The sequence below is a fragment of the Pseudomonas sp. DCA-1 genome (assembly GCF_046523955.1).
GTDB classification, from domain to species: Bacteria; Pseudomonadota; Gammaproteobacteria; order Pseudomonadales; family Pseudomonadaceae; genus Aquipseudomonas; species Aquipseudomonas putida_Y.
The window spans coordinates 2,949,398-2,975,735 of the sequence record NZ_CP169881.1; the positions used below are offsets into that span (position 1 = coordinate 2,949,398).

Below are 26,338 nucleotides of genomic sequence, written 5' to 3' on the forward strand. Positions count from 1 at the left end.
TGGCCGTTCATAGGGCCCGCCTGGCCGAAACCGCTGACCGCCGGTACAGCAGGGTGCGCAACAGGAATAGCGGATTGCCCACCACATAACGCATGAACAGGCGCTTGGGCTCGCGCAGCAGGCGGTACAGCCATTCGCCCCCCAAACGCCGCAGCCATTCGGGGGCACGGCTGACCTTGCCGCCGAGAAAGTCCAGGATCGCCCCTCCGCACACGATCAGGCATGGCCCGCCAATGGCTGCCAATTTTGCCGCCACCGCTTCCTGCTTGGGCATGCCCATGCCCAGTACAATCAGCTCGGGTTGCTCCCTGCGGACCAATTGTAAGTAGGTTTCTACGCTGGCAAAGCCATCGTGAACGGACACTGGCACAATGCCGAACTCGGCTTTACAGCGCTGCGCGGCCTGGTCCAGGTAGGGTTGCCGGGTGCCCCAGAAGGCGACTTTACGCCCTCGGTAAGTAGCCATGAGCCTGGGAATGAAGTCAGTGCCATTCATGTTGAGCCCGGGTTCCAGGCCCAGACCGCGATACAGGATCGCCATGCCGGCACCATCGCGCAGCAGCACATCTGCGGCCGACAGTGCCTGGCAGTAGCCACCATCGCGCACCACCAGGTTCATGGCATGGGCATTGACGAAGCCCAGCACGGTGCCCGTATCCGGTGTAGCCAGGCGATCGAGCAGGTGCTGCACTGCGGCGGCGTCAGCGATCACTTCCATCTGGTCGATCACGCGCTTCCAGCGATTCTGCCACTGAGCCATCAGTCGTCATCCCGTTTTGAACGCACCCATTCAACCTGGCGCTTGATCAGGAAGCTCAGGTACAAGGGAATCTTCCTGGCCGCGTAAAACGGCGCGTACAGCAACACCGAGAACGGTATCACTTCACGACAGAAGCGCGCCCAGGCCAACACCACGGCAAAGGCCAGCAAGGCCAAACCGGTAAAGGCGAGCCGCGCGGGCACCGCCAGGCCGAACAGCAGGTACGCCAGCCAGGTCACCAGATTAAGCCCGAGCAAGGCCAGCACCAGCAACGCCAGGGGTGGCACCAGCAAGTCCAGGGTCAAGGCCGCCAGGCTAGCATTGCGCTGGGTGATTGCAGCCATCGCCCGTTTGGGTGCATCGGCGAGCATCAAGCCCAGATGGCCATGCTCCCAGCGGGTGCGCTGGCTGTTGAGGCCCTGCTCGCTGAGCGGGAACTGGCTAGTGACAAGTGCCTCGGGGCAGAAAGCAGGAGGCTTACCCTGCTGGCAAAGGTCCAAGCCCAGCTTCACATCCTCGACCAGATGACCATTGGCCAGGTTGATCAGGCTCAGATCGTTCCAGGCGAACGCCATGCCCGCGCCCATCAGCTGGCATGGCAGGCCCAAGCGCGCCCAACCGCGCGGCCGCACCAGGTTCTTGACCCGCCAGGCAAACTCGGCAACCTGCACCTTCAACCCGGCACCTGCAGGTGCACGCATCAGGTACAGCGACTGTACCGGGCGGGCAAGTTCGTGGCAGCGGCGCGCCAGGCAGTCAATCGCCCCTTCGCCTACCTGACAGTCGGCATCCACCACAATTACAACCTCGGGCGGTCGTTGAGCCAGGTGGCGCACGCCGAAGTCCAATGCATACCCTTTGCCGCGCAACCGCGTATCGTGGCGCTCTACCACTTCGGCACCAGCCTCGTGTGCCAACTGGGCCGTGTCGTCAGAGCAGTTGTCCGCCACTACCAGCAAGCGATCGCCGTCCAGCAGTTGCGGCGTAACGCTGGCCAGCATCGCACGAATGACCAACGCCTCATCGTGGGCGGGCACCAACACCGCCACTCGCGGGCGCTCACCAATGCCGTTGGGCCTCGCCCGCGCTGGCAGGCACGCCAACAACACTTGCAGCACCAGGACCAACACCGGTACCAGGACGATGATCGCCAACAGGCCCAGTAACCAACCCAATACACTTATCATGCGTATGCCTTGAAATAGCCGGCCAGCCTGGCCGCCTCGGTGTCGATGTCATGCCGTTGCACTACACGCTGGTAGGCCACCTCGCCCATGTGCTGCAGTGCCTCGGTCGGTTGCGCCAGGCAGTCGGCCATGGCTGTTGCCAGCTCGTCAACGGCACCGGCAGGGAACAGCCAGCCGTTCTCGCCAGGCCGCACCAGCTCGGGGATACCCGCTACATAGGTGGTCAGCACTGGCCTGCGCAAGGCCATGGCCTCCATGATGACCACTGGCAAGCCCTCGGCAAAACTGGGTAGCACCAGCGCGCGGGCGGCCAGAATTTCCTTGCGTACCTGCGCACTGCTGATCCAGCCGGTGATATGCACTTGCTGCTGCAAGCCGTGCCGGGCAATCAAGGCCTCGATTTGCTCGCGCATTTCACCGTCACCCGCCAGCACCAGCTCGAAGGCGATCGATTGGGCAGCGAGACAGCGCGCCGCTTCCAGCAACAGCAGCTGGCCCTTCTGCTCGCACAGGCGCCCGACACACACCAGCCGTGGCGCCGGCGGCACATTGACCGGCGCCACCTCATGAAACCCACGCTCCAGGCCACAATGCACCACCTTCACCTTGCCCCAGTGCTCGTGCGCCACCCAACGGTACAGCTGGCTGCGCCCGTACGAGCTCACCGCCGCGACAAAGGCGGCGCGCCGCACCTTCTCACCCAGATGCAGAAACTGTGGTTTGTCGAATTCTTCGGGGCCGTGCACGGTAAAGCTGTATGCCGGCCCGCCCAGGACGTTGGCCAGCATGACCACCTCAGTAGAGTTGGTGCCGAAATGCGCGTGCACATGGGTCGCATCCCCTGCCAGCAACCACTGCAGCACTTGGCAGGCCTCGGCCAGGTAGACCAGATGATAGGGCCAGGCACGGTCGGCCCGCAGACCAAGGCGCATGGCCAGCCACAGCGCCTGGAAAAACCGCCGCGGCTGCGTACGCAGTACCTGCCACGTCGGTGCGAATAGCCCCTTGAGCCCACCTTGCAATACGTAGCGGGTCTTGCCCCGTTCGGTTGCGTCCTCGGCATCCTGCACCTCGGCGTCCCACCCACGCAGGGCTATACGTTGTACCTCAACCCCCTGACGCTCCAGCGCCAGAATTTCGCGACGGATGAAACTGTGGCTGACTTTCGGGTACTGATTGATGAAGTAAGCAATGCGCATACGAATCCAGATCCAAACCCGCTTGATGACCAACCTTCCCTGGCAACCTTCACTTCAGGCTGTCGACTACGGGCGGTCCGTCTACTGCCGATGCACTCACAGCAAATGCATCCCCCTGTTTTCCTTGTAGTCCAAGGTTGTGATTGCTGCTTGGCAATGCTGCCTGCAAACGGGTGAAAACATCGTCAAGCAATGCCTGGCGGCGGCGGTACATCGCCCGTTTTTTGGCCGGGATGTCGGCTTCCGCCCGTTGTGCCGGCGCTAACGGGAGGGTAAAAAAATCCTCACGGTCAGACGCTATGGCGCCGTGTTCTTGCCAGATAACGTCGTAGTTGGCCGCCAGGTCCTGGCCCTTGTCGTTGCCAAAATAGGGATGGCGATGGTGCCGGCAGGCGTCGCTGACGGCATACAGTTGCGTTACACCCAGGGTTCTGCCCAGGCATTTCAACGCTTCGAGCAACAGGCTGCGTGGCCGCAGCCCTTCGAAGTCCTTGGTCAGGTCACGGTAGATGGCCAGCGAGGTTTCGCTGTCGATACCTTTGTGGATGCCCTGCACCGCACCGATGAACAGGCAGGTCTCACCCTGGCTGCGGCCCAGGGTGAAGGCCAGGGATGCCACACGCAGGTCGGCCTGGAACAGGTTCAACACCAGCTCGCCTTCGCGCTTGAACCAGATTGGCCGATCCAGAACCAGGCAGCAGCCCGGCGAATGGCTGGACAGGTCACACAGCCTCAGGTTTTCGTCGCGTCCCAGCAGCAGCAACGCCGGGAACTGCCCAGCCACCCGTTCAAAGTGTGAAGCCACCACATCCAGACGCTGTGGCGCCTCCCAGCATCGGCTGATGTAAGGCCATTGCACGACACCGATACAATCCACACCCAGCCGCTGCAAACCATGCGGGCCCAGCGCCGCCGTCATGCGCTGCATGAACCCGTTCAGCTCAGGCCACTGCCTGGCGATCTGCCGTGCCAACTTGTACTTGTTGTGCATCGCCCGCAACGAGTAACCCGGTTGCAAGGTAAACACGCTTTTCACGAGGGTGCCGAGCATCATGGGTTTTTCTCACTTGTACTCGATCAAAGCCGATTTGCCAGCCGCAAGGCGGTGGCGCAGGAACTTCAGCTGGCCGAGCATTTCCGGGAATTTGCCCAACACCAGAAACACAGCCTGCAGCCAGTTCTCGCGCGTCGACTTGCTGCCGCGGCGAGCCAGGCGCAAGGCCTGCAATGGGTAGATCAACAGCAAGAGCAAGCCCCAGCCGCCCAGCAGCAGGCAGGCCAGCGCGATCACCAAGGGTATGCCCAGGCCCCACAACCAGGCCCGACGTGACTCACGCAGCCAATGCCGCTCGGGTGGCTGGCCATGCAGGTAGGCGCCCTCGGCATAGGCATGCCCAGCGCGCAGGCTACGCCGCCACCATTGGCTGAAACGGGTCATGCCGGCATCGTGCAGGGTCATCTCGGCAGCCAGTCGCCAGACTTTCCAGCCGTTGGCCCGTAAACGCACGCACAGTTCGGGCTCTTCTCCGGCTATCAGGTCAGGGCGGAAGCCACCCACAGCAGCAAAGGCGTCAGCCCGCATCAGTGCATCGCCGCCACAGGCCTTGGCCTCACCGACCGGGGTATCCCACTCCAGGTCGCACAGCAAGTTGTACACCGAACGCTGCGGGAAGCGCTCACGCCGGCGACCACACACCACTGCCACGGCGGGGTGCTGCTCAAGAAAAGCCTGCGCAGTGGCCAGCCAGGTGGCATTCACCTCGCAGTCGCCATCGACGAACTGTACCAGTTGCATCGATGGCAACAGGCGCTGCAAGGCGGCAAAACCTTCATTGCGGGCGCGTGCGGCGGTGAACGGGATACCCATGTCCAGCGCCAGCACGTCCACGCCAAGGTTGGCGGCCAACTGCAGCGAACCATCGGTGGAACCCGAGTCGACGTACATGACTTTGTCCGCCCCGTGCGCCAGCGAACAAAGGCAGCGCTCGAGACGCTGGCCTTCATTGCGGCCGATCACCACCACGCCGATCACCGTTGCCATAGGCCTCACTCGACCGATGCCGTGGCGGCCGCTTGCCGGGCCTTGATGATGGCCGGCACCCCCACTGCCAGTGAGTTGTCAGGTACATCTACCAGCACGACGGCATTGGCGCCGATGATCACGTTGTTGCCGATGCGAATACTGCCCAGCACCTTGGCCCCGGTGCCGATGTCGACGTTATTGCCGAACACCGGGGCAATCGGCTCGTCGACATTCTTCAGGCCCACCACCACGCCGTTGCGGATACGGCAGTCATCGCCGAAGCGGGCATAACCGCTGACAACAATGCCGCCGAAATGATCGATGACGAAGTTGCGCCCGATCACCACCTCGCAAGGCAGTTCGATACCGGTGATGATCTGGACGAATTTGAACAGCACCTTGTAGATGAGCGAACACAGTTTGCGCAACAGTGCCGGGCGCAACGTATAACGCCAGCGGCCAAAGCGGTACACCAGCAATACCCAGAAGCCCTGGGCGCCCCAGTCCCCGCCATGGGCCCTCAGGTCGGCGCGAATATTCTCGAACATGGCTCCACCTACCTTGTTGGTTGGCTGGCGTACCGGGTCTTGAACAGCAATGACCAGGTTGCCCGGCAATGACGCCAGCAGGCCTGAATGGCGCCCCAGCCGCGTCGTTTCAACAGCGCCTTGAGTGCCAGCACCAGGTCGCCCAGCGTGACCAGCAGCATGTGCAGGGCCAGCCCCGTCACGCCATGATGCTTGCGGAAGTACAGCAACTCGCTTTCGATCTGGTAGGACGAGATCTGCCGGCTGGCAGCCTCCAGTTCCGCCACCGACTTGGAGCTTTCGCCACCGATATGCACCACCGTGGTATGCGGGTAAAACACCACTTTCCAGCCCGCTTCCTTCACCCGCTTGCAGTGGTCCACCTCTTCGTAATAAAGGAAGTAGCGCGGGTCGAACAACCCCACCTTGTCGAGCACTTCGCGGCGCACCAGGTAGAAGCAGCCAGGCAACCAGTCACACTCGCGCACCGAGGCGTGGTCCCAGTTCATTTCGTCGACCATCTTCAGCCCTGGGAAGAACCGCCCCAGCCCGGTACGCCCGACGAACACATTGAGCGGCGTGGGGAAGTAGCGGCAACTGGGCTGCAGGTCACCATCGCGCCCCTCCAGGCGCACCCCCAGTACGCCGCACTCTGGGTGGGCCTCCATGTAGTCGAGTGTTTTTTGCAGAGAGTCGGCGGCAACGAAGGCATCGGTATTGAGCAGCAAGGCGTACTTGCCCTTGAGGTGCGCCAACAACTGGTTGTTGGCCCGGCCGAAACCCACGTTCTGCTTGTTGCTCAGCAGCAGTGCCTCGGGGCACACCTGGGCCATGCGCTGCACCGAGTCATCGCGCGAGGCATTGTCCACCACCAGGTAACTGGCCAGCCGCTCGCTGTCGGCCCGGCGCAGTGCATCGAACATTGGCTGCAGCAGTCCAGCGGTATTGAAGTTCACCACCATGACATCCACAGGTTTGCTAGCCATTTTAGCTGTCCCCGAAGAAATACTGGCGTCTTTGCGCCATCAACAGCGGTTCAACTTCCGGGTCGTAGGCCCCGTTGCGCTGTTTCACCAGGTCGATCCAAGGGTAAGCTTCGCAACGTGCCTCGACCCGTTGGATCAACTGCTCGGTGGTACAGATGAACACGGCCGGGTTGCCACCATAGACGGTGCCTGGCGGCACGTCCTTGGTCACCACCGCCCCTGCGGCCACGATGGATTCAGGCCCGATGGTCACGCGAGGCATCACGATCGCACCATGGCCGATGAAGCAGTTGTCCTTGATGTCGATGAAACCGACCGAATCCAGGTGCTTGCCATAGCGATGCTCGATCAGCAGTACCACCCCGTCATGACCGATCAACGTGCAGTCGGACAAGCCCACGCTGTTGCCGATACGTACCAGCGACGGGTCGAGAAACTTGCAGCCTGTATTGACGAAGAAATTGCTGCCGACCGAGTGAAAGTTGCCCCATCGGGCCAGATAGGCCCCCCATTCAAGACCAGAGGGGTTGCAGAACCTCCTGTAGAATTTGCCCCCTCGCCCGGTTGCATGGGCGTAGTGCGCCACTGCCTTGCGTATCCATCCCTTCATACTGCCTGGCCTCGCGATCTGAACAATCTGGAGTGTCCTGAGGCGTTCCGGTCTCGTTCTTCTAGGTGCTGACCGCATCGCTCTCACCCGTGTACAACCTGCATCACGCTGCGGCGCTGCTGGCCGCTTTCATCTTGTTATCGAGGTGGTCGGCCAGCCGCAAGGCAAACTGCAACAGCGGCATGGTCGGGTTGGAGGCGCCGCCCTTGGCAAAAATGCTGCTGCCGGCGACATACAGGTTTTCGGTACCGAACACCTTGCAATTGGCATCGACTACACCGAACTGCGGCGAGGCGGCCATACGCGTGGTACCCATGTGATGGGCATGGGGTGCCATTTTCAGCGGAATCGAGGTGTCGTAGACGAAATCGTTGAGCTTGACGAACCCCAGCCCCATGTCAGCGAACTGCTTGGCCAGTTCGCTGCCAATGCACTTGATGGTGTGCCGGTCATCGGCACTAAGCACCCAATTGACATTGACCTTGGCCACGCCCAATGCATCCTTCTCGTCCAGCAGCGAAATGCGGCTGTGCAGGTTGGGGAACTGCTCGATCATGGTGCTGAGCACGCCGTCACCGGGGCAGCTGAACTTGGCAACGAAGGCGACCTTGCTGGCAAACCCCATGTCGCAGGCCAGGCTCTCGAGAAAATACTTGACCTCGGCAGTGCGGCCGTAGGTTTGCACATCGGCCAGTAAAACAGCGGTGACATTGCCTTTACCGGCCTTGTACTCGTCGATGAAAGCATCGGTGGTGTAGTACTGGCGCGGCTCCGGGTCCTGCCCGGACTTTAGGATGAAAGTGCCCATTTCGATGTTCAGGTGCTCCATGAACCCCCCGCCCACCAGCCCTTCCTTGCTCACCACACCTGCGGCCACCAGGGACTCGCTGTTCAGCAACTGCCGGGCATTCTCGATGGCACCCGTGGCCAGAATGAAGTTGCTTGCTACCAAGCGCTGACGATTGCGTTGATAGTCGGACAACACCACCGCAGCCAGGCGGCCGGAAGCCTTGTCGAACTCCAGGTCAACGCAATTACAGTGGATGAATACGTCTAGGCCTGGGGTCTGCTCCAGTGCTGTTGCGTACTTTTGTGCAAAGCGTGTCGGCGTGCTGAGGAGAAAGCGGTCCGCCTCGAAGTCACCGCCATCGAGACTGGAATTCATCGCGCGAAAATCCGCGCCAGGCGCCAGATCGACAATCTCCATCGCTGCCGGTAGAAAGCCTTCGATCTCCGAATAGGGAATTGGCCAACCCGGCAAGTCGCCTTGCGGGGCGACGGCAAAATCCGAAGGAGTGAATGGCCGACACCGGCCAGCCCAGTGATTGGAGGTGCCCCCCAGGTAACGCAGGCGGGATTCCTCGGCATACAGCTCCAGGCCGGTGGATGAGCACGCGTACAAGTCTTGCGAGTACGACGCATATTCGCGCCCCCCACCTTCGGCGATCATTACGCTCCAGCCAGCAGCAGCCAGGCGCAAGCCCAGGGTTATACCCGCCGGGCCGGCGCCGATGATGCAGAAATCGTAGTGGTCGCGCAGCGCCTTCTGCTGCTGAAAGTCCTTGATCATGCTGACGCGTTCCGGAAGTAACGGGACGGCAATACCCAACCATTGATTATCACGAACCCGGGCTTTTCGGCCGTCTTGCCAGCAACGGCCGCCGAGGCGCCGAATACTGCGCCCCCCACGCCGAGCAAGACACAGCTCTGGAGAAAACCTCTACGACCCAACTGCGCAGTACAAAAAGTGAGCTTCTCCATGATCCCGTGACCTGTAGCCATGAAAGTTACACCTGGCAAACTGCGTTACAGCCAGTTGAAGAAGGCCGTCAGCAGTGCCCCGCACAGCGCCCCGACCAGCAACATCGGCAGTACCACCAGCTCACGTTTGAGGCTGAAGATATCCAGTTTGCAATTCACATACACAACCAGCACCAGCGTTGGCAAAGCATGCAGGGCGACCCCCCAGATAGCCCACTCCACCCCGCCAAGCGCCAGTAACAGCGGCAATAGTCCCCATAACGAGACCAGGCGAATGATGTTGTCCATGGCCTGGTACTTGGTCAGGCCCAAGGCAATCCACACCTGATGAGCCAAGGTATAGCGCAATACGATGAACGATAGCGAGAGAATCGCCAGCATCGGCCCTGCTTCGCGGTAGCGATCGTCATACATCCAGCCAATCAGCAATGGGCTGGCGGTCAGGAACCCGCCACAAATGAACAGAACCAGCAGGTCGACCAGCAGCCGAAAGCGGAAATACAACGCTTTCAGGCGCTGCTTGTCGTCGGCCCGGGCCGCTTCACTGAAGGCAGGCAATGCCACCGCGCCGACAATTTTCATGAGCGCGGTCTGCACCGCACCCAGGATCAGCACGGCGATCGAATACACACCCAGTTGCGCCGCCGACATGCTGGCGCCAAACCACATACGGTCGCCGTACATCGCCAGCACACCAACCATCGACGACAGCAGGATCCAGCGGCCAAACACAATCAGCTCGGTCAGCGCCGAACGGTCCCAGCGCAGGTGGTTGGTGGGCCCCTGCAGGGCGGTATGCCCCAGCACTGTCCAGACCACCGCCGAAACCAGGCCTGATAACACTAGCGCCCAGATCGAATGGGTCAGCAAGCCCAGCACCAGCATCACCACCAGGCCGGCCACCTGCGAGGCAAGGTCGACCAGCACCACGCGCTTTTGTTGGAAAGTTCGTACCGCCACATCTATCTTGGTGGACTGGAACCCCCAGATGGCCGCAGACAGGCCGGTCACCGCCAGCACCATCGGCAGTATGGGTGCGGCATAGGTTGAGTCTGCCGGCCACAGCTCGGCCAGTTGCGCCAACCAAGCCCCCAGGGCCAGCAGCAGAGTAAGCGCAAACAGCAGGAAACCGCGGATGATCTGCACGGTCCAGGCGGTATTGAGAAAGTCCGGATCGTCACCACGGTGGCTCTGGATGATGTTCTGGCGCAGGCCGACATCGGAAAGCAAATGCAGCAGTATCGAAACAGTGGTGGCAATGACCATCACCCCGAACATTTCCGGCAGCAGCAAGCGGGCCATGATCAGATTGCCGCCCAGGCGCATCACCTGTGAAGCCACCTGCGAGACCAGGTTCCACGACCCGGCTCTCAGGGCCCGCTTGCGCAGGCTCGCGGCGGCTGACACATCAATCGACGGCATGACTTCAATCTCTGACTGATTGGCTAAAAGTCACTATAGTTTCAATTAGCCACGATGCTAGCCGTTGCCCACCGAAGGAAAGGTGTACATAGCCGATGCCTGAACATTTTCGAGCGTTGATCGTCATCCTGTTTTTGGCGAGCGTGGTCTTCGTGATGGCGCGGCGGCCTGCCACCGACCTGATTCCGCTCAGCGACTACAAGCGCCGGCGTAATCTGTGGTTCCTGCTGACCCTGCTGGCTTTTCTCTCGCACAGTTTCTGGCTGTATCTGGGTGTGGGTGCGGTCGTCCTTTTGCTGGCCGGGCGCCGCGAGCACAACCCCATGGCGCTGTTCTACATGCTGCTGTTCCTGATCCCGCCAGCGTCGGTCCAGGTGCCCGGGTTTGGCGTGGTCAATTACCTGGTCGACCTGAACCATATTCGCCTGCTGAGCCTGTGCGTGCTGTTGCCGGCTGCGCTGCACCTGCGCCGGCAAGGTGACACCCTTCGCTTTGGCCGCACCTGGGCCGATAAGTTGCTGGCCGCCGGCCTGCTACTGCTGAGCGTGCTCTATTTGCGCGAAACCACCCCTACCGACACGCTGCGCCAGGCGCTTTACCTGTATGTCGACGTACTCCTGCCGTACTACGTGGCCAGCCGTGGCCTGCGTCAGATCAGCGACTTCAAGGACACCCTGCTGGCCTTCGTTCTTGTCTCTTTCGTCATGGCGCTGATCGCTGTGGCCGAGTATGTACGCCACTGGCTGCTATACAGCGCCCTGGTCGACGCCATGGGCGTGCCATGGAGCATGTCCGGCTACCTGAGCCGCGGTGGTGCGCTGCGGGCGAGCGTCACCACCGGCCAGGCGATTGTGCTGGGTTACGTGATGAGCGTGGCCATCGGCCTGTTCCTGTTCGTGCAAGGCTATGTGCAACGCCCGCTGCACAGGGCCATGGGCGCCCTGCTGCTGGCCGCCGGGCTGTTCGCGCCATTGTCACGCGGCCCGTGGATCGGCGCCGTGGTCATCGTGGTGGTGTTCATTGCCCTGGGCAAAGGCGCCGTCAAGCGCCTGGCACTGCTGGGGGCGGCTGGCATGCTGGCGTTGCCCTTGCTGACCGTCGTGCCTGGTGGCGACAAGGTGCTGGACCTGCTGCCGTTCATCGGCAACCTCGAGAAAGAGAACATCACCTACCGCGAGCGGCTGATGGACAATTCCTGGATCGTCATCCAGCGCAACCCATTGTTCGGTTCTTTCGACTTCCGCAACACACCCGAAATGCAGTCGATGATCCAGGGCGAAGGCATCATCGACATCGTCAACACCTACATCAACCTGGCGCTGCGGGCCGGCCTGGTCGGGCTAGGCCTGTTCGTGGCGTTCTTTGCCGTGGTGGTGGTGGGTATCCGCAGGGCCATGCTCAGTTTTGCCGACAAGGATGATGAGCGACGACAGCTCGGCCGGGTGTTGCTGGCAACGCTGATCGGCATTCTGGTCATCATCTTCACAGTCAGCAGCATCACCTTCATCCCGGTGGTGTACTGGTCTATCGCAGGTCTGGGCGTGGCCTACATCCAGATGGTTCGCCGGCTGCACAACAGCCAGGTGATGGAACTGGCAGAACCCGACCTACAACCCAGGTAATGTTCATGAATAGGCTGTCCCTGCGTCATTACGTGCGCTTTTCGGCCATTGCCGGCCTGGCCCTGCTGCCGCTGGCCAGCTGGGCTTCAGACTGGCAGGTCAGTGTCGATGAGCAAAATGGCTTGCCTACCGTGACACACGGCGGCGGCCCGGTCATGAAGGCCAAATTCGATTTCTGGGCTGCCAACTGGAGCTGGACCGGTTTCTATACCGACTTCAAGGTCAATGGCCCTTACCACTACACGCTGCGGGGCAAGAACAAGGAGCTGGACTTCGACCTGCAAGCTGACATCCGCAAGGAACAGGCGCAAACCCTGAGCTGGGCCTTCGACCTCGACGCCCACAGCCGCCAGAGCGGTGTCATGGGTGGCGGCCTGGTGTTCCAGTTCGACCCGGCGCAAATCGCCGGCGACATGGGCGCCCCGCAGTTGCTGCCCGACAACCGCGGCTGGACCTGGGGCAAGGCCGACCAGGGGCGACGCATCGAAATGCGCTTCGACCCGCCACTGGCCAAGGTCTATTTCGAGCGCGGCAACCCGTCCGAGCTGCGTGCATTCCTCTACAAGGACCCGATCAGCGCCGGCCGCCGGCAGCTCAAGGCCGTGCTCAACGTGACCGGCGACATCGAACTCGGCCCTACCCCCAGCGAGCGCTTCGGCCTGGCAGACCCCGCCAGCTGGCCTGATGACCAACTGGACTGGCGCACCTCGCCGGTGGACCTGTCGTTCCTCAACGCAGCGGAGAAACCCGCCGGCAAGCGTGGCTTCGTGAAGGCGGTCGGCGACCAGTTGATGTTCGCCGACAACACTCCAGTGCGCTTCTGGGGCACCAACCTGTCGGCCTACTCGTTGTTCAAAACCCCTGACGAAGAAATTCGCCTGCAGGCCAGACGCCTTTCGGCGCTGGGCTTCAACCTGGTGCGTCTGCATCACCACGACTCGCCCTGGGTCAGCCCCAACGTCTTTGGCGACGGCACCTTGGTGCATGATACCCAGCAGCTCAGCGCCGAATCGCTGCGCAAGCTCGACCTGTGGATCAAGTCACTCAAGGACGAAGGCATCTACATCTGGCTGGACATGCATGTGCAGCGTGCGTTCACCGCCAACGACAACATCGAAGACTTCAAGGAGCTTCCCGAGAAGGACGGTCGCGTCGACCTGAAGGGTTACGCCTACGTGAACGACAGTATCCAGCAAGCGATGAAACGCTTCGCCGAGCAGTACCTGACCCATGTGAACGAATACACGGGCCTGGCCTACAAGGACGACCCGGCCATCGCCGCCGTGCTGATCACCAACGAGAATGACCTGACCCAGCATTACGGCAACGCCCTGATGCCAAACAAGGATGTACCGCGCCACAGTGCGCGCTACATGGCCGCAGCCAAGGCCTTTGCCAAACAGTTTGACCTACCCGTCGACCTTACCTGGCGTGCCTGGGAGCATGGGCCGTCGAAGCTGTTGCTCAACGAGCTGGAACAGCGCTTCAATGCCGGCATGATCGCCCACCTGCGCAGCGTGGGCGTGAAAGTGCCCATTGCTACCACCAGTACCTGGGGCGGCAATGGGCTTAGCGCGCTTCCGGCACTGAGCGTTGGCGATGTCATCGACGCCCACAGCTACGGCGACGCAGGCCAACTGGAAAAGAACCCGCTGACCAGCGACGGCATGATCGACTGGATTGCTGCCGCCCAGGTCGTCGGCAAACCGCTGACTGTCACCGAGTGGAACGCCGAGCCCTTCCCGCTGCCGGACCGTCACTCGCTGCCGATTTACATCGCCGGCACCGCCAGCCACCAAGGCTGGGACGCCATGCTGCAATATGCCTACAGCCAACAGGCGTTCAACCCGGGTTGGCGCACAGCGGACAACTGGCACGCGTACAACGACCCGGCGATGATCGCCACCCTGCCCGCCGCTGCCCTGCTCTATCGCCGTGCCGACGTGAAGCCCGCCACCACTCGCTACGTGTTCGCACCGACACCTGCCACTCTGTACAACCAGGAAATCACCCCGCGTAACTCACCGCTGCTGCGCACGGCCATGGAAAAGGGCCAGCTGCAGATCGCCCTGCCACACACGCCGGAATTGCCCTGGCTAAAACCCGCGACCATCCCGGCAGGCGCGCAGGTGCTGCACGACCCGGGGCAAGCGCTGCTGGCCGCCGATGCCACCGAGTCGGTGACCGATACAGGCGAGCTCAGGCGCAATTGGCAACAAGGCATCTACACCATCGACACGCCATTGACCCAGGCCGCCAGTGGCTGGCTGGGTGGCCGTCCGATCAACCTGGGTGCCATTCAGATACAAACGAAAACGCCTTACGCCAGCGTGGTGGTCCAGAGCCTGGACGGTAAGCCACTGGGCCAGTCGCGCGAACTTCTTCTGTCTCTGGGCACCCGTGCGATGCCCAAGGCCGATGACAAGACGCCGTTCAATGTCGAGCCCCTTGAAGGCAGCCTGAACATCAAGGCACCTGCCGGCCTGAAACTGTTCGCCCGCGATGCACAGGCGCAGCTGAAACCGCTGCCGGTGGCCTACAAGGATGGGCAATACACCATTACCTTCGACGGCACCTACATGTCCAACTGGCTATTCTTGAAATAGAGCATAGGGCCATCTACGCTCAGGTCACCTGTAGATGATCATCCCACCTGCACGTGTCAGGGAGTGTTCACTGCGTCTGTAAACAGCAGATTCCAGGAGGTGGGGATGAAATATCTGGTTGTGGGTGGTGCGGGCTACATTGGCTCACACATGGTCAAGCACCTGCTCGCCGCCGGCCATGACGTGCTGGTGGCGGACTTGGTCTCACCTGGCCCCGGCATCCAGTGGGCCAGGCTCGATATCGCCGACGAAGCCGCGCTGGACGTGCTGTTTGGCGTTTGTCGCTTCGATGCAGTGTTTCACTTCGCCTCGTTCATTCAAGTGGGCGAGTCGGTCACCGCGCCTGGCAAGTACTACCAGAACAATGTCGCAGCCACCCTTGCCCTGCTGCAGGCCATGGTCAATGCCGGCATCAGGCACCTGGTGTTTTCTTCGAGTGCCGCCGTATATGGCAACCCACAGTACGTGCCGATCGATGAAGCGCACACCAAGGTACCGATCAACCCGTACGGGTTGAGCAAATGGATGGTCGAGCAGATTCTTGAGGACTTTGACCGGGCCTATGGTTTGAAGTCGGTATGCCTGCGCTATTTCAATGCCGCGGGCGCTGACCCAGAAGGTCAGCTCGGGGAACGTCATGACCCGGAAACCCATCTGATCCCCTTGATCCTGCAGGCTGCATCGGGTCGGCGCGAGGCGGTGACAGTGTTCGGTCGTGACTACGACACACCGGATGGCACCTGCATACGCGACTACGTGCATGTGGCAGACCTGGCGGCGGCCCATGCGCTGGCGGTGGATTATTTACGGGCCGGTGGCGAACGTGCCGCGTTCAACCTGGGCAATGGCCTGGGCTTTTCGGTGCAGCAGGTGATCGATACGGCCCGGGCAGTGACCGGGCGGCAGATCAGTACCCTTGACGCACCGCGCCGCGCGGGCGACCCGCCACGGCTGGTGGCGGATGCGAGCAAAGCCATCCAGGTGCTGGGCTGGCGCCCGGCGTTCGCTTCGCTGGAGGAGATTGTGCGGCATGCGTGGCAGTGGGAGTTGCAGTATCCCTGGGAGCGCTGAGTTGGTTTCGCTCCCTGTAGGCGCAGCAAAAGGCTGCACCTACAGGCGGACGGCCAGAAGGCTCAGTATCAGTAATAGGTCCGCGGCTGTTCGTCAGCCTTGTTCAACACAGTCCCGATCAGGTTCACCGTGGCCAGGTGATGCAGGCAATCCTCGATTTCCTTTTTGTTGTTCATCCCGTTGGCCACCACCAGCAATACACAATCAAACTTGGGCATCACGGTGATTGCATCGTCCGAGCTGAGCAGCGGTGGCAAATCGAAAATGCAGATGCGCGACTCGTAGCGGTTGCGCAACTCGCCAATCAGGTTGTTCACCTTGGGCGAGGACAGCATCTCGGTCGACAGGGGGACGGGTACCCGCGTCGGCAGCACCACAAAGCGCGGCAAGGTCGGGTTGACCAGGCAGTCCTGCAGCTCGGCCTTGTCCGTCAGAAACTCGTTCAGTGCCTGCTCCATGGGCAGCCCCAGGTAACTGCCGACCTTGGGCCGGCGCAGGTCGAAGTCCACCAGCAACGCAGTCTTGGTGGTGTGGTGGGCAATACTCATGGCCAGGTTGATCGCCAGCATTGTCTTGCCCGCTTCAGGCGTTGGCGAGGTGATGGCCAAGGTACGCCAGCCGTTCTCGTCCATGGCCCTAAGCACCTGCGTACGCAACAGGTCGATCGGCCCGTTCATGTTGGAGTTCTTGTTGTACGCGACGATGCGGTTGCGCTCCAGGTGGTCTGCACGCAGCGGTACCACCTTGGTGTTCACGTAATCGAACTGACCCGGCACTTCTGCCAGCGCCGTACCGGGGGCGGGAGACAGTGCCTGGGGAGTACCTGGGGTAACCTGATGAATATTGTTGCCAACAGCCGGCTTGATCCTGTCCATCACTGCTTTCCCTATACAAACCGAGACATGACTTTGTACAACAGCACATCCAGTGGCATGTAGAACACGTGCACCAGCCCTATCATGATAGCTGCCAGCGCCAGTGCCGCCAGGATCAGGCGATTGCGCCAGCGCTTGCGTCGGGCCACGTCGGCTCGGGTATCGATATAGGGCAGTGCCACCAGCACCCGTTTGCCCAGCAGGCTTTCCAGGGCGCCAACGCCGCGCACGCGCTGATTGAGCATTTCCAGCAGCATCACCAGCGCACCGCCACCAGCTGGCGCCAGCACCAGGCCCAGCGCGGCGATTTTCTTGCGGTTGGGCTTGATCGGCTTCTCGGGCAACAGCGGAGGCTCCAGCAGCACAAAGCGTTCAGCCTTGTTTTCCTGCTCGAGGCTTTCGGTAATTTTTGCGCCCATTTCCTTGGCACGAATCTCTTCGTATTTCTTGCGCGCGTTGTCGTGGTCACGCATCAAGGTCACCAGGCCACGCTCGACCTGCGGCGCCTCGAGGATCTCGGCCTCGTACCCTTCCATTTTCCGGGTCAGCTCGCGCTTTTGCTCTGCCAGCGAGGCGATACGCACCTGGGCAGCGCTCATCTTGGCACGGACACGGGCCACGTCGAGGCTGACCGTGGACGCTGCCGCAGTGCGACCACCACTGGCTTCGAGCGCCTGGATCTTGCGTTTGATCGCCACTACATCCGGGTGGGCGTCCTTGTAGCGGGTCAGCAGCCGGGCGTATTCGGCTTTCAGGCTTGGCAGGTCCTCGGGCTGGTCGGCACGGGTTGATCGGGTGCCTTCGGCAGCCTTGGTGGCAAGGCCTGCATTGGCCGCAGACAGTTCCAGCTCCAGGTAGCGCAGCTCTTCCTGGGCAGCCTTGTAGTCACGGTCGACCTCACGGAATTCCAGCTCCGCACGCGACAGCATGTTCATGCGCAGGGTCTGGTGCTCGGGCAAGGCATTGGCGTGGGCCTGCTTGAAATCGGCCAACTGGTTTTCCAGGCTGGCCAGCTCGGCGCCCAGCTTGTTGGCTTCCTGGGTGAGGAATTCGGTGGTTTCGTTGGCCCGCTCGGTGCGCTGCTTGAGGTTTTCGTTGAGGAACAGCGTCACCAGTTCGTCGGCGACTTCCTTGGCCACTTGTGCCTGCTTGTGCTCGAACGACACAGTGAACGCCACGGTCGCTTCACCACGTCCACGCACGTAGGTGGTAAGGGTTTGGACCACGATCGCGTTGCGCATCTGGTCGATCTTGTCGCTTTCGCTGAAGCGCTTGTCGGCGAACAGGTCGTACTTGCCGATGATGCGCAGCAGGTTTTCGCGGGTCATCACCCGTTGGCGGATCACCTCGATGCGCTCATCGGCAAAAGTGGTGGTGTTGGTCGACACCAGCTCCGGTGAAATCTGCTGCGACTCCACCAGAATGGTGCCGGTCGACTGGTAGATCGGCGGCACCATCAACGCGACGGCCACGGTCGCGGCGAGAATGACTGCGGCACTCACCCCTAACACCAGGGCCCTGTCCTTGATAATGGCGATGTAATCTCTGAGGGAGAGCTCGTAGTCAGACTTCATAGGGCCACCTGCCTGAAGTTCAGATGTCGGGGTACCTGTACGTCAACGTCAAACCAACGATCGTAGCGGTCGCATCCGGTACATGGTCCTGCTGCCGTTCTTTGTACATCAGCGACAGGCGCAGGTCCCAGTAAGGCGAAAACTGGCGGCTGGCCCATACGCTGTAAGTCTGCAGCGTGTTGGGCGACTGCCCTTTGCTGTCTTGCCACGCGGCGTCCGCGCCCACCCGGGACAACTCGGTCAACGCATAGCTCCACACACCCCGCACCTGGTCCAGCTCGGCGAAGCCGCCTTCGGCACTGGCCACCGTGCTGCGTTCGGCTGTGAGGCTGGCATCGGCACGCGGGCCGGTGTACAGCAACGCAACCCCACCCTCCCCGCGTCGGCCGCCGCCGTCACCTGACACTTGGTTGACGCCAATATGGGCATCGGCGCTAAAGCCTTCGGCAAGCTGGTATTTGACGCCGACTGCCGGGGTGTAGCTGTTGGAAGCGGTCGCGGTAAGGTCCTGTTCGGGCTCATAGCGCCGGGCACCAAAACGGGTATACAGATCAGCCCGCTCGTTCCAGGCGTAAGTCCAGGTAAAGACGTTCGCCAGTTCGTCGTAGCCCGTCAGCGTGCTGATGTCGTAACGGGCACGGTTGTAGGTGGTTTCGTTGCTCAAGGTACTGCGCTCGGTCACCGCCTGGCTCCAGTTGCCAGTCAAGGTGTAAAGCTTCTGCGTACCGTCGGTGGTAATCACCCCGGTATCCAGTACTGTCCCCGACAACGTCGAGCTCTCGTTGTAGCGCGCCACCAGGCCGAAACGCCCCCGCTCGGTGGTGCGCTGCCAGCCCAGGCTGATATCAGGATCTTCACGGTCATCGACGATATCCGTATCGGACGAGCGCAGCACATGCATGCCAAGCCCCAACCTCAATTCGTCACGGTCAAAAGTGCCGATCAGGGTGTAATCCGGCGCGATGATCGTGCGCGTTATGCCCTTTTCCCCCGAGGTCAGCAGCAATGGGTTGCTGTCGTATTCGACGGATGTCGGTACCACCACCGTAGACTGCCAATTTGCCGCCAGTACCGCGTCCGTAAACGGCAAGACCAAGATTGCCGTTGCAATGCGAGTTGTTCTAAGAAGAGGCATTAAATGTTCTTATTAAAAGGCAAGATCAAGGAACGACCAGCGTATCGCCAGCCTGGAGTTGGATGTTGGTGGACATGTCCCGGCCAGACACCAGGTCCTTATATCGCACGGGCAGGATCTTTTGGGAAGCACCCGTGCCGCGGACCACCTTGATTTCGCTTTCGTCAGCAAACTTGTCCAGGCCACCTGACATGCTCAGCGCCTGCAATACCGCAGTGGGGCCTGCCATTTGCACAGGCCCGGGCTTGATCACTTTGCCTTGGACATAGACCATATTGCCGGCAATGCTTTTGACGACAACGCTGACGTTAGGGTCGGGGAGGAATTTTTCGAGTTTGGCAGCGACCTGCTTTTCGACTGCCGTCACGTCCAGCCCGGCAACATTGATGCGCCCGGCCAGGGGGAAGGTAATACTGCCATCGGGCAGTACGGTGGCTTCTTGACGCAGGCTGTCTTCCTGCCACACCGAAACCATCACCACATCGCCGGGGCTAAGCAGGTAGGGAGCACCGCTCTGGTCGGCGTTAGCGGCGCCGGACCCCACCGTCAGCATGCACAAAGCGGCAAATATTGAACGCACCATGAGGGTCCCTCCGGCCAAATGGCCCGACAAAGAGCACTGAATGAGAACAACACACCAACTCTCGCTCCGCTTCACGGCGCACAGCTGCCGCGATGGCCTCGACCTTCCTGGAGGCCCTTACCTTGACGCTGTAGACGTGGGCTGCAACGTTCTGTAAACGTTGGCCCTTACGGGCTACTGGGAATATAGCAACGGTTGGAGAATTCACAAGCCATGCCTGTGGCCTCTCGGCAATGGGCAGTCACTTCGGGTACAAGGTGTCCGGTTCAGATCTTTCTGCGGTTGGCAACAGCAACAAAACCGACGACAGCAAAGGCAAAGAACCAGCCTGCAGTTGAAACAGGAATGATACTGTTCTGATTGATATACGAATCTGCCGCACGGGCAGCACCACTTAGCATCACCAGCAAGAACATCGATTTGATTATCAGAGTCGAGCGCATACTCCCCTCCTAAAAACAGGAAAATCAATTAGTTATTGGCGCGGTGTTGCGGGGTTGTTTCGTTGTTGATTTGAGCTTATGGGCACAATGACACTACGTCAATGATCCGACACCATAATAAAATTCAATGGGCGATGGGTGCTTTCGTCAAAAAAACGACATGCAGATTATGCAAGGGAGGGCTGCTGCGATGAATCTGGCGTTTCACAGCTGAGAATACGCGGGGGCATACCTGCCCCCCCACGTATTCATTCGTCCGCGTGGTGAACCACGACCAGTAATTGCGCTGGAGTAACACCTACCGAGCGCAGCCGGTGCGGCGTCTGGGCATTGAAATGCAGGGCGTCGCCCTGCTCCAGCATTACCCGCTCGCTCATGAAATCCACTTCCACCTGGCCTGCGTGAACAAACAGGAACTCTTCGCCCTGGTGTTCCTTGAACGTGGGGTCGCTGAACTCGGACGGCGGCTGGATCAGAAACGGCAGCAGGCTGCGCTGGCCAACCTGACTGGTGAGGGCCGCGTACCCCGGCCCTTGTCCATCGCCAACCAAGGCCTGGCGCTCGGTATGGCGCACCAGGCTGTAGCGGCTCTGCCCGGCCTGTTCTTCGGCGAACAGCTCTTCGACATTGACGTTCAGCGCCCTCGCCAGTTTCAGCGCCGCAGCGATCGAGGGCGTGTTGAGGCCCCGCTCGACCTTGGACAGGTAGCTTTTGGTCATGCCAGTCTTTTCGGCCAGCATTTCCAGGGTCATCCCCAGTTTCTTACGCAGCAGTTTCAATCGGATAGACATGTGACGCGGGTTTCCCAGGCTGAGGCAGCCATGATACGCGTCTAATAGCTGACGCCAAGCCTGCAGAGGCCTTGAATCAAGGCATCACTGGCGGTACGTACTGCAGCGTTGTACCCAACGCCCACAGCAACACCAGCACCAACGGCACATGCACCAGCAATTGCACGAACGAGAACCCGATCAGGTCGCGCGCCTTGAGCCCCAGCACGCCCAGCAGCGGTAGCATGTAGAACGGGTTGATCAGGTTCGGCAAGGCTTCGGCCGCGTTGTAGATCTGCACCGCCCACCCCAGGTGGTACTGCAGGTCGTTGGCCACCAGCATCACGTAAGGGGCTTCGATGATCCACTTGCCACCGCCTGAAGGGATGAAGAAGCCCAGCACCGCGGAATACACGCCCATCAGCACGGCATACGTGTCGTGGGTGGCAATCTGGGTGAAGAACAGTGAAATATGGTGGGCCAGCGTCTGTTCATCGACTCCCTTCACCTGGGTGAGGATGGCGGCGATCGAACCATACAGCGGGAACTGGATCAGCACACCGGTGGTGGTCGGTACCGCACGCGCCACCGCGTCAAGGAAGCTGCGTGGGCGCCAGTGCAGCAAAGCACCGAGCATGATGAACAACAGGTTGTAGGTGTTGAGCCCCGAGATGGCGGTAATCGCGGGTTTTGTCGCAAACTCCTGATAGAGCCAGCCAGCAGCCAAGGCCACCAACAGCAGGATCAGGATCGGGCTGTGTTCCAGCCACTCCCCCGGGCGCGTGCGTTGCGTGGCGGGTGGCGCTGTGAAGCTGGGGTCGACACCGCAGTCTTCGGCGCTACGTGCGCTGTTCGGGCCCGGCGCGGTGGCGTAGGCGATCACCAGCGAGACCACCACCAGCGCCGCCAGCATCACGCCGGACTGCCAGAGAAAGATGGTTTCGGTAAACGGAATCACCCCGGTTATCGACAGGATTGAAGGTGGCAGGCTGGCCGGGTTGGCCTGCAACTGCGCCGCCGAGGATGACAGGCCCAGCGCCCACACCGCACCCAGGCCCAGATAAGCCGCCGCACCCGCTGCGCGGTAATCCATCTTCAGGTCGGTACGCCTCGCCAGGGCGCGTACCAACAAGCCTCCAAACACCAGCGACAGCCCCCAGTTGAGCAAGGAGGCCAGCATCGAGATCAGTGCTACCCAGCACACTGCCGAGCGCCCATTGCCGGGGATGCGCGCCAGGCGATCGATCAGCCTCGCGGCGGGCGGCGAGCTGGCCACCACATAACCGCCGATGACCACGAAGGCCATCTGCATGGTGAACGGTATCAGGCTCCAGAAACCGTCGCCAAAAGCCTTGGCGGTGTCGGTCGGTTTGGCGCCCATGGCCAGTGCGCCAATACACACCAGCAGTACCGCCAACGCGGCGAACACCCAGGAGTCGGGGAACCAGCGTTCAGCCCAGTTGGAGCAGCGCAAGGCAAAGCGCGCGGAGCGGCTGTCTTGAATTTCAGCGGCCACGGTGAATTCCTTTTATTGGTTTTATGAGATGAAGCGGTATTGCCAGGCAACGCAAAAAACCTGTGGGAACGGGCTTACCCGCGAATGCGGCGGTCTATGTACCGACGCATTCGCGGGTAAGCCCGTTCCCACAGGGTGAGATCACGTCATGCCTTAGAAGGTCATTTCCTTCACATCATCCGGCACGATCAGCTTGCCGGCGGTTTTCTCGATAATTTCCTCGACGCTGACCCCAGGTGCGGTCTCGCGCAGGATGAAGGCGCCGTCTTCGATTTCCAGGTAGGCCAGGTCGGTCAACACCTTGCGGATGCAGCCAGCACCGGTCAGCGGCAGGCTGCACTGCGGCAGCAACTTGGACTCGCCGTCCTTGGAGGCGTGGGTCATGGTGACGATGATGTTCTCGGCGCCGGCCACCAGGTCCATGGCCCCACCCATGCCCTTGACCAGCTTGCCCGGAATCATCCACGAGGCGATGTTGCCCTGCACGTCCACCTCGAAAGCGCCCAGTACAGTCAGGTCGACGTGGCCGCCACGGATCATGGCGAACGATTGTGCCGAATCGAAGATCGAGGCGCCGCGGCGGGCGGTGACAGTTTGCTTGCCGGCGTTGATCATGTCGGCATCGAGGGTGCTTTCGGTCGGGAACTCGCCCATGCCGAGCAGGCCGTTTTCCGATTGCAGCATCACATCCATGTCGGCGGGTACATAGTTGGCCACCAAAGTGGGGATGCCGATGCCCAGATTGACGTAGTAACCGTCCTTCAGTTCACGAGCAACGCGTTGCGCCATCTGTTCGCGGGTCAGTGCCATGGTCAGGATCTCTTTGTTGTTCTGTTGGATGGCGCTCAGGCCTTGACGGTGCGCTTTTCGATACGCTTTTCGAAGGTGCCGACGATGACACGGTCCACGTAGATGCCCGGGGTGTGGATTTCGCTTGGCAGCAGCACGCCGGGCTCGACGATTTCTTCCACTTCGACCACGGTGATCTTGCCGGCGGTGGCCGCCAGCGGGTTGAAGTTTTGCGCAGTGTTGCGGTAAACCACGTTGCCGTAGTGGTCGGCCTTCCAGCCCTTGACAATGGCGAAGTCACCGGTGATGGATTCTTCCAGGATGTACTTGCGGCCCTTGAACTCGCGAACTTCCTTGCCGTCGGCAACCGGGGTGCCATAGCCGGTAGCGGTGTAGAACGCCGGGATGCCGGCACCACCTGCGCGCATTTTCTCGGCAAGGGTGCCCTGTGGGGTCAGTTCCACTTCCAGCTCGCCACTGAGCAACTGGCGTTCGAACTCGGCGTTTTCGCCCACGTAGGAGGCGATCATCTTGCGAATTTGCCGATCTTCCAGCAGCACGCCCAGACCAAAACCGTCGACACCGCAGTTGTTGGAAACCACGGTCAGGCCCTTGACGCCACGCCGCTTGATTTCGCTGATAAGGTTTTCCGGGATGCCGCACAGGCCGAAACCACCGGCCAGTACCGTCATGTTGTCGCTCAGGCCTTCGAGGGCCTGTTCATAGGTTGCAACGCGCTTGTCCAGTCCGGCCATGCTGATCCGCCTTTTGTAGTTGTTTAACCGACGAGGCTGTCGGTGAGCGTGTGCAGACATCTTCACCGCAAGCGACTGATTTGTTAATTTTGTTTTCGTCATCGATTGATAATTTTTACAAAACAAACGACAGGCCCGACATGAACGTCAAACAACTGCGCGCCTTTGTCGCCGTGGCCAAGTACCAGAGCTTTGCCCAGGCCGGTGAACACCTGCACGTTTCGCAACCGGCACTGAGCCTGACCATCAAGGCGCTGGAAGAAAACCTCGGCGGCGCCCTGCTCAGCCGCACCACGCGCAGCGTCAGCCTGACTGCCGAAGGCGAAGTGCTGCTGCCGCTGGCACGCCGCCTGCTGGCCGACTGGGACGACACCGAAGAGATGCTGCGCCAGCGCTTTACCCTGCAATTGGGCCGTGTGTCGGTGGCGGCCATGCCGGCTTTTGCCGGCAACCTGTTGCCCCACTCACTCAAGGTGTTTCGCCAGCGCTACCCCAAGGTCAACGTCACGGTGCACGACGTGATCAACGAACAGGTACAGGAACTGGTACGCCATCGTCGCGTCGAACTGGGCATCGGCTTCGAGCCGGATAACATCGATGGGCTGGACTTCCATCCGTTGTACATGGACCGCTTCGTTGCGGTAGTGGCCGCCGACTCACCCTTGGCACTGCTGCCCCAGGTCAGCTGGGCACAGCTGATGGCCGAAGATTTCGTGGCCCTGCAGCGCCCTTCGGCAGTGCGCCTGCTGATGGAGCAGAATGTGGCGGCCCGCCACGGCAAGCTGGCAGTCGCGTTCGAAAGCCACCAGCTGACGACCATCGGCCGCATGGTTGCCAGCGGCCTGGGGGTCAGTGCCGTGCCGGCGCTGTGCATCAACCAGATGCAGGAACTGGGTGCCCGCTGCGTCACCTTGGTCGAGCCCACTGTCGAGCGGCGCATCGGCGTGATTGCCCTCAGCGAGCACAAGCTTTCCACTGCAGCGCAAGCACTGCTTGAGGTGCTTCTTTCCAATACCCGGATCCCGGAGGTGACATGCGATACGTAAATCTGGCAGGCACGAGTGTTCCAGCCATCGGCCAAGGCACTTGGTACATGGGCGAAGACCCAGGTCGCAAGGCTGCCGAAGTCGCGGCGCTGCAACAGGGCATCGAGCTGGGCCTGAACCTGATCGACACCGCCGAGATGTATGCCGAAGGGGGGGCAGAAGAGGTCGTAGGTCAAGCCATTGCCGGGCGCCGCGACCAGGTATTTCTGGTCAGCAAGGTCTACCCGCACAATGCCAGCCTGCGCGGCATGACGGCTGCCTGCGAACGCAGCCTCACCCGGCTGGACACCGACTGCATCGACCTGTACCTGCTGCACTGGCGTGGTCAGCACCCGCTGGAGGAAACCGTCGAAGGCTTCGAGCGCTTGCGCGAGCAAGGCAAGATCAAGCGTTGGGGCGTGTCCAACTTCGATGTCGACGACTTGCGCGAACTGCACAACCCTGATTGTGCAACCAACCAGGTGTTGTACAACCCGGCCCAGCGTGGCATCGAATTCGACTTGCTACCGTGGTGCGAAAAACGTGGCTTGCCGACCATGGCCTACTGCCCGCTGGCTCAGGCCGGGCGCTTGTTGCAGCACCCGGTACTGGCGGAAATCGCAGAGCGTCATGGCGCCACACCGGCCCAGGTCAGCCTGGCCTGGGTGACCCGCGATGACGGCGTGATCGCCATCCCCAAGGCGGTGGCGCCCGAGCACGTGCGGCTCAATGCAGCAGCGGGAGCGCTGACCTTGACCAGCGAAGACCTGCGGGCGATCGATAAGGCGTTCCCTGCACCGACGCACAAGCAACGGTTGGCGATGGTGTAACCGGCGAGCACAAGCTGGACCAGTAGATAGCCTCTGTGGGCGCGGGCATGCCCGCGAACACCGGCAAGGCCGGTGCCATGCAACGCGGTGGCTGCTTCGCGGGCTCGCCCGCTCCCACAGGAGACCGCGCAAGTACCGAGCGTTGAGCAAGCCTTGAGCAACTGCGTCACCACCGCCCGCCGCTGCCGTTCGCCAAGCGCAATCTGGCCCAAGACGCGACCTTTGTGGGAGCGGGCATGCCCGCGAACACCGGCAAGGCCGGTGCCCTG

General features: G+C 61.2%; 24 protein-coding genes. 5 read left to right on the forward strand and 19 right to left on the reverse strand.

What is annotated here, in order from left to right:
- Nucleotides 1-7: 7 nt before the first annotated feature.
- The 10 genes from ACE4QZ_RS13845 to ACE4QZ_RS13890 form a co-directional block, all read right to left on the reverse strand.
- Nucleotides 8-760 (reverse strand): WecB/TagA/CpsF family glycosyltransferase, encoded by a 753-nt coding sequence (locus ACE4QZ_RS13845; RefSeq protein WP_021785079.1) that lies wholly within the window; start codon nt 758-760, stop codon nt 8-10.
- Nucleotides 760-1,947 (reverse strand): glycosyltransferase family 2 protein, encoded by a 1,188-nt coding sequence (locus ACE4QZ_RS13850; protein ID WP_021785078.1) that lies wholly within the window; start codon nt 1,945-1,947, stop codon nt 760-762. Before ACE4QZ_RS13850 ends, ACE4QZ_RS13845 begins: the two co-directional genes overlap by 1 nt.
- A complete protein-coding gene (locus tag ACE4QZ_RS13855; RefSeq protein WP_021785077.1) occupies nt 1,944-3,146 on the reverse strand; it encodes a glycosyltransferase in 1,203 nt (400 codons plus the stop codon). Before ACE4QZ_RS13855 ends, ACE4QZ_RS13850 begins: the two co-directional genes overlap by 4 nt.
- Nucleotides 3,147-3,195: 49 nt before the next feature.
- On the reverse strand, nt 3,196-4,200 hold the full coding sequence (locus tag ACE4QZ_RS13860) for a VirK/YbjX family protein (protein WP_028697449.1): 1,005 nt from the start codon (nt 4,198-4,200) through the stop codon (nt 3,196-3,198).
- A gap of 9 nt (nt 4,201-4,209) precedes the next feature.
- Nucleotides 4,210-5,187 (reverse strand): glycosyltransferase family 2 protein, encoded by a 978-nt coding sequence (locus ACE4QZ_RS13865; RefSeq protein WP_021785075.1) that lies wholly within the window; start codon nt 5,185-5,187, stop codon nt 4,210-4,212.
- Between the two features lie 5 nt (nt 5,188-5,192).
- Entirely contained in the window at nt 5,193-5,717 is a 525-nt protein-coding gene (locus tag ACE4QZ_RS13870) for a serine O-acetyltransferase (protein ID WP_021785074.1), read from the reverse strand.
- An 8-nt stretch (nt 5,718-5,725) separates the two neighbouring features.
- Entirely contained in the window at nt 5,726-6,682 is a 957-nt protein-coding gene (locus ACE4QZ_RS13875) for a glycosyltransferase family 2 protein (protein WP_021785073.1), read from the reverse strand.
- 1 nt (nt 6,683) lies between these two features.
- Nucleotides 6,684-7,292, reverse strand: coding sequence for an acyltransferase (locus ACE4QZ_RS13880; RefSeq protein WP_028697450.1), 609 nt, complete (start codon nt 7,290-7,292; stop codon nt 6,684-6,686).
- A gap of 103 nt (nt 7,293-7,395) precedes the next feature.
- On the reverse strand, nt 7,396-8,862 hold the full coding sequence (locus ACE4QZ_RS13885; protein ID WP_021785072.1) for a GMC oxidoreductase: 1,467 nt from the start codon (nt 8,860-8,862) through the stop codon (nt 7,396-7,398).
- Between the two features lie 236 nt (nt 8,863-9,098).
- Nucleotides 9,099-10,475 carry an oligosaccharide flippase family protein gene (locus tag ACE4QZ_RS13890; RefSeq protein WP_021785070.1) on the reverse strand — a complete coding sequence of 459 codons (1,377 nt, stop codon included), beginning with the start codon at nt 10,473-10,475 and terminating at the stop codon, nt 9,099-9,101.
- Nucleotides 10,476-10,570: 95 nt separating this feature from the next.
- Between ACE4QZ_RS13890 and ACE4QZ_RS13895 the strand changes: the two genes are divergently transcribed.
- The 3 genes from ACE4QZ_RS13895 (at nt 10,571) to galE (ending at nt 15,774) form a co-directional block, all read left to right on the forward strand.
- On the forward strand, nt 10,571-12,097 hold the full coding sequence (locus ACE4QZ_RS13895) for an O-antigen ligase family protein (RefSeq protein ID WP_021785069.1): 1,527 nt from the start codon (nt 10,571-10,573) through the stop codon (nt 12,095-12,097).
- Between the two features lie 5 nt (nt 12,098-12,102).
- Complete coding sequence (locus ACE4QZ_RS13900) at nt 12,103-14,703, forward strand: glycosyl hydrolase family 5 (RefSeq protein ID WP_031322738.1); 2,601 nt, start codon at nt 12,103-12,105, stop codon at nt 14,701-14,703.
- 105 nt (nt 14,704-14,808) lie between these two features.
- Nucleotides 14,809-15,774 (forward strand): UDP-glucose 4-epimerase GalE, encoded by a 966-nt coding sequence (galE, locus tag ACE4QZ_RS13905; RefSeq protein ID WP_021785067.1) that lies wholly within the window; start codon nt 14,809-14,811, stop codon nt 15,772-15,774.
- A gap of 68 nt (nt 15,775-15,842) precedes the next feature.
- On the opposite strand, the gene ACE4QZ_RS13910 is transcribed toward galE, so the two are convergent.
- From ACE4QZ_RS13910 to ACE4QZ_RS13950, 9 genes are all read right to left on the reverse strand, one after another.
- Nucleotides 15,843-16,649: a CpsD/CapB family tyrosine-protein kinase gene (locus ACE4QZ_RS13910; RefSeq protein WP_021785066.1), complete on the reverse strand. Its 807-nt coding sequence runs from the start codon at nt 16,647-16,649 to the stop codon at nt 15,843-15,845.
- Between the two features lie 11 nt (nt 16,650-16,660).
- Nucleotides 16,661-18,223 (reverse strand): GumC family protein, encoded by a 1,563-nt coding sequence (locus tag ACE4QZ_RS13915; RefSeq protein WP_021785065.1) that lies wholly within the window; start codon nt 18,221-18,223, stop codon nt 16,661-16,663.
- Between the two features lie 19 nt (nt 18,224-18,242).
- Nucleotides 18,243-19,358, reverse strand: coding sequence for a hypothetical protein (locus ACE4QZ_RS13920; RefSeq protein ID WP_021785064.1), 1,116 nt, complete (start codon nt 19,356-19,358; stop codon nt 18,243-18,245).
- Between the two features lie 25 nt (nt 19,359-19,383).
- On the reverse strand, nt 19,384-19,941 hold the full coding sequence (locus ACE4QZ_RS13925; RefSeq protein WP_021785063.1) for a polysaccharide biosynthesis/export family protein: 558 nt from the start codon (nt 19,939-19,941) through the stop codon (nt 19,384-19,386).
- 266 nt (nt 19,942-20,207) lie between these two features.
- On the reverse strand, nt 20,208-20,384 hold the full coding sequence (gene eppA, locus ACE4QZ_RS13930; protein ID WP_021785062.1) for an EPS-associated small membrane protein EppA: 177 nt from the start codon (nt 20,382-20,384) through the stop codon (nt 20,208-20,210).
- 248 nt (nt 20,385-20,632) lie between these two features.
- The gene (locus tag ACE4QZ_RS13935) at nt 20,633-21,175 is read right to left on the reverse strand and encodes a helix-turn-helix domain-containing protein (protein ID WP_021785061.1); all 543 of its coding nucleotides are present in this window, start codon (nt 21,173-21,175) and stop codon (nt 20,633-20,635) included.
- Nucleotides 21,176-21,251: 76 nt separating this feature from the next.
- On the reverse strand, nt 21,252-22,670 hold the full coding sequence (locus tag ACE4QZ_RS13940) for a short-chain fatty acid transporter (RefSeq protein ID WP_021785060.1): 1,419 nt from the start codon (nt 22,668-22,670) through the stop codon (nt 21,252-21,254).
- A gap of 153 nt (nt 22,671-22,823) precedes the next feature.
- Complete coding sequence (locus ACE4QZ_RS13945) at nt 22,824-23,480, reverse strand: CoA transferase subunit B (protein ID WP_021785059.1); 657 nt, start codon at nt 23,478-23,480, stop codon at nt 22,824-22,826.
- Between the two features lie 35 nt (nt 23,481-23,515).
- Complete coding sequence (locus tag ACE4QZ_RS13950) at nt 23,516-24,214, reverse strand: CoA transferase subunit A (RefSeq protein WP_020192902.1); 699 nt, start codon at nt 24,212-24,214, stop codon at nt 23,516-23,518.
- 140 nt (nt 24,215-24,354) lie between these two features.
- On the opposite strand from ACE4QZ_RS13950, the gene ACE4QZ_RS13955 reads away from it, so the two are divergent.
- Together ACE4QZ_RS13955 and ACE4QZ_RS13960 are read left to right on the forward strand one after the other, a co-directional pair.
- Nucleotides 24,355-25,260, forward strand: a complete 906-nt coding sequence (locus tag ACE4QZ_RS13955) for a LysR family transcriptional regulator (RefSeq protein ID WP_021785058.1) — start codon at nt 24,355-24,357, stop codon at nt 25,258-25,260.
- Nucleotides 25,248-26,069, forward strand: coding sequence for an aldo/keto reductase (locus ACE4QZ_RS13960; protein WP_021785057.1), 822 nt, complete (start codon nt 25,248-25,250; stop codon nt 26,067-26,069). Before ACE4QZ_RS13955 ends, ACE4QZ_RS13960 begins: the two co-directional genes overlap by 13 nt.
- The last annotated feature ends 269 nt before the right edge of the window (nt 26,070-26,338 follow it).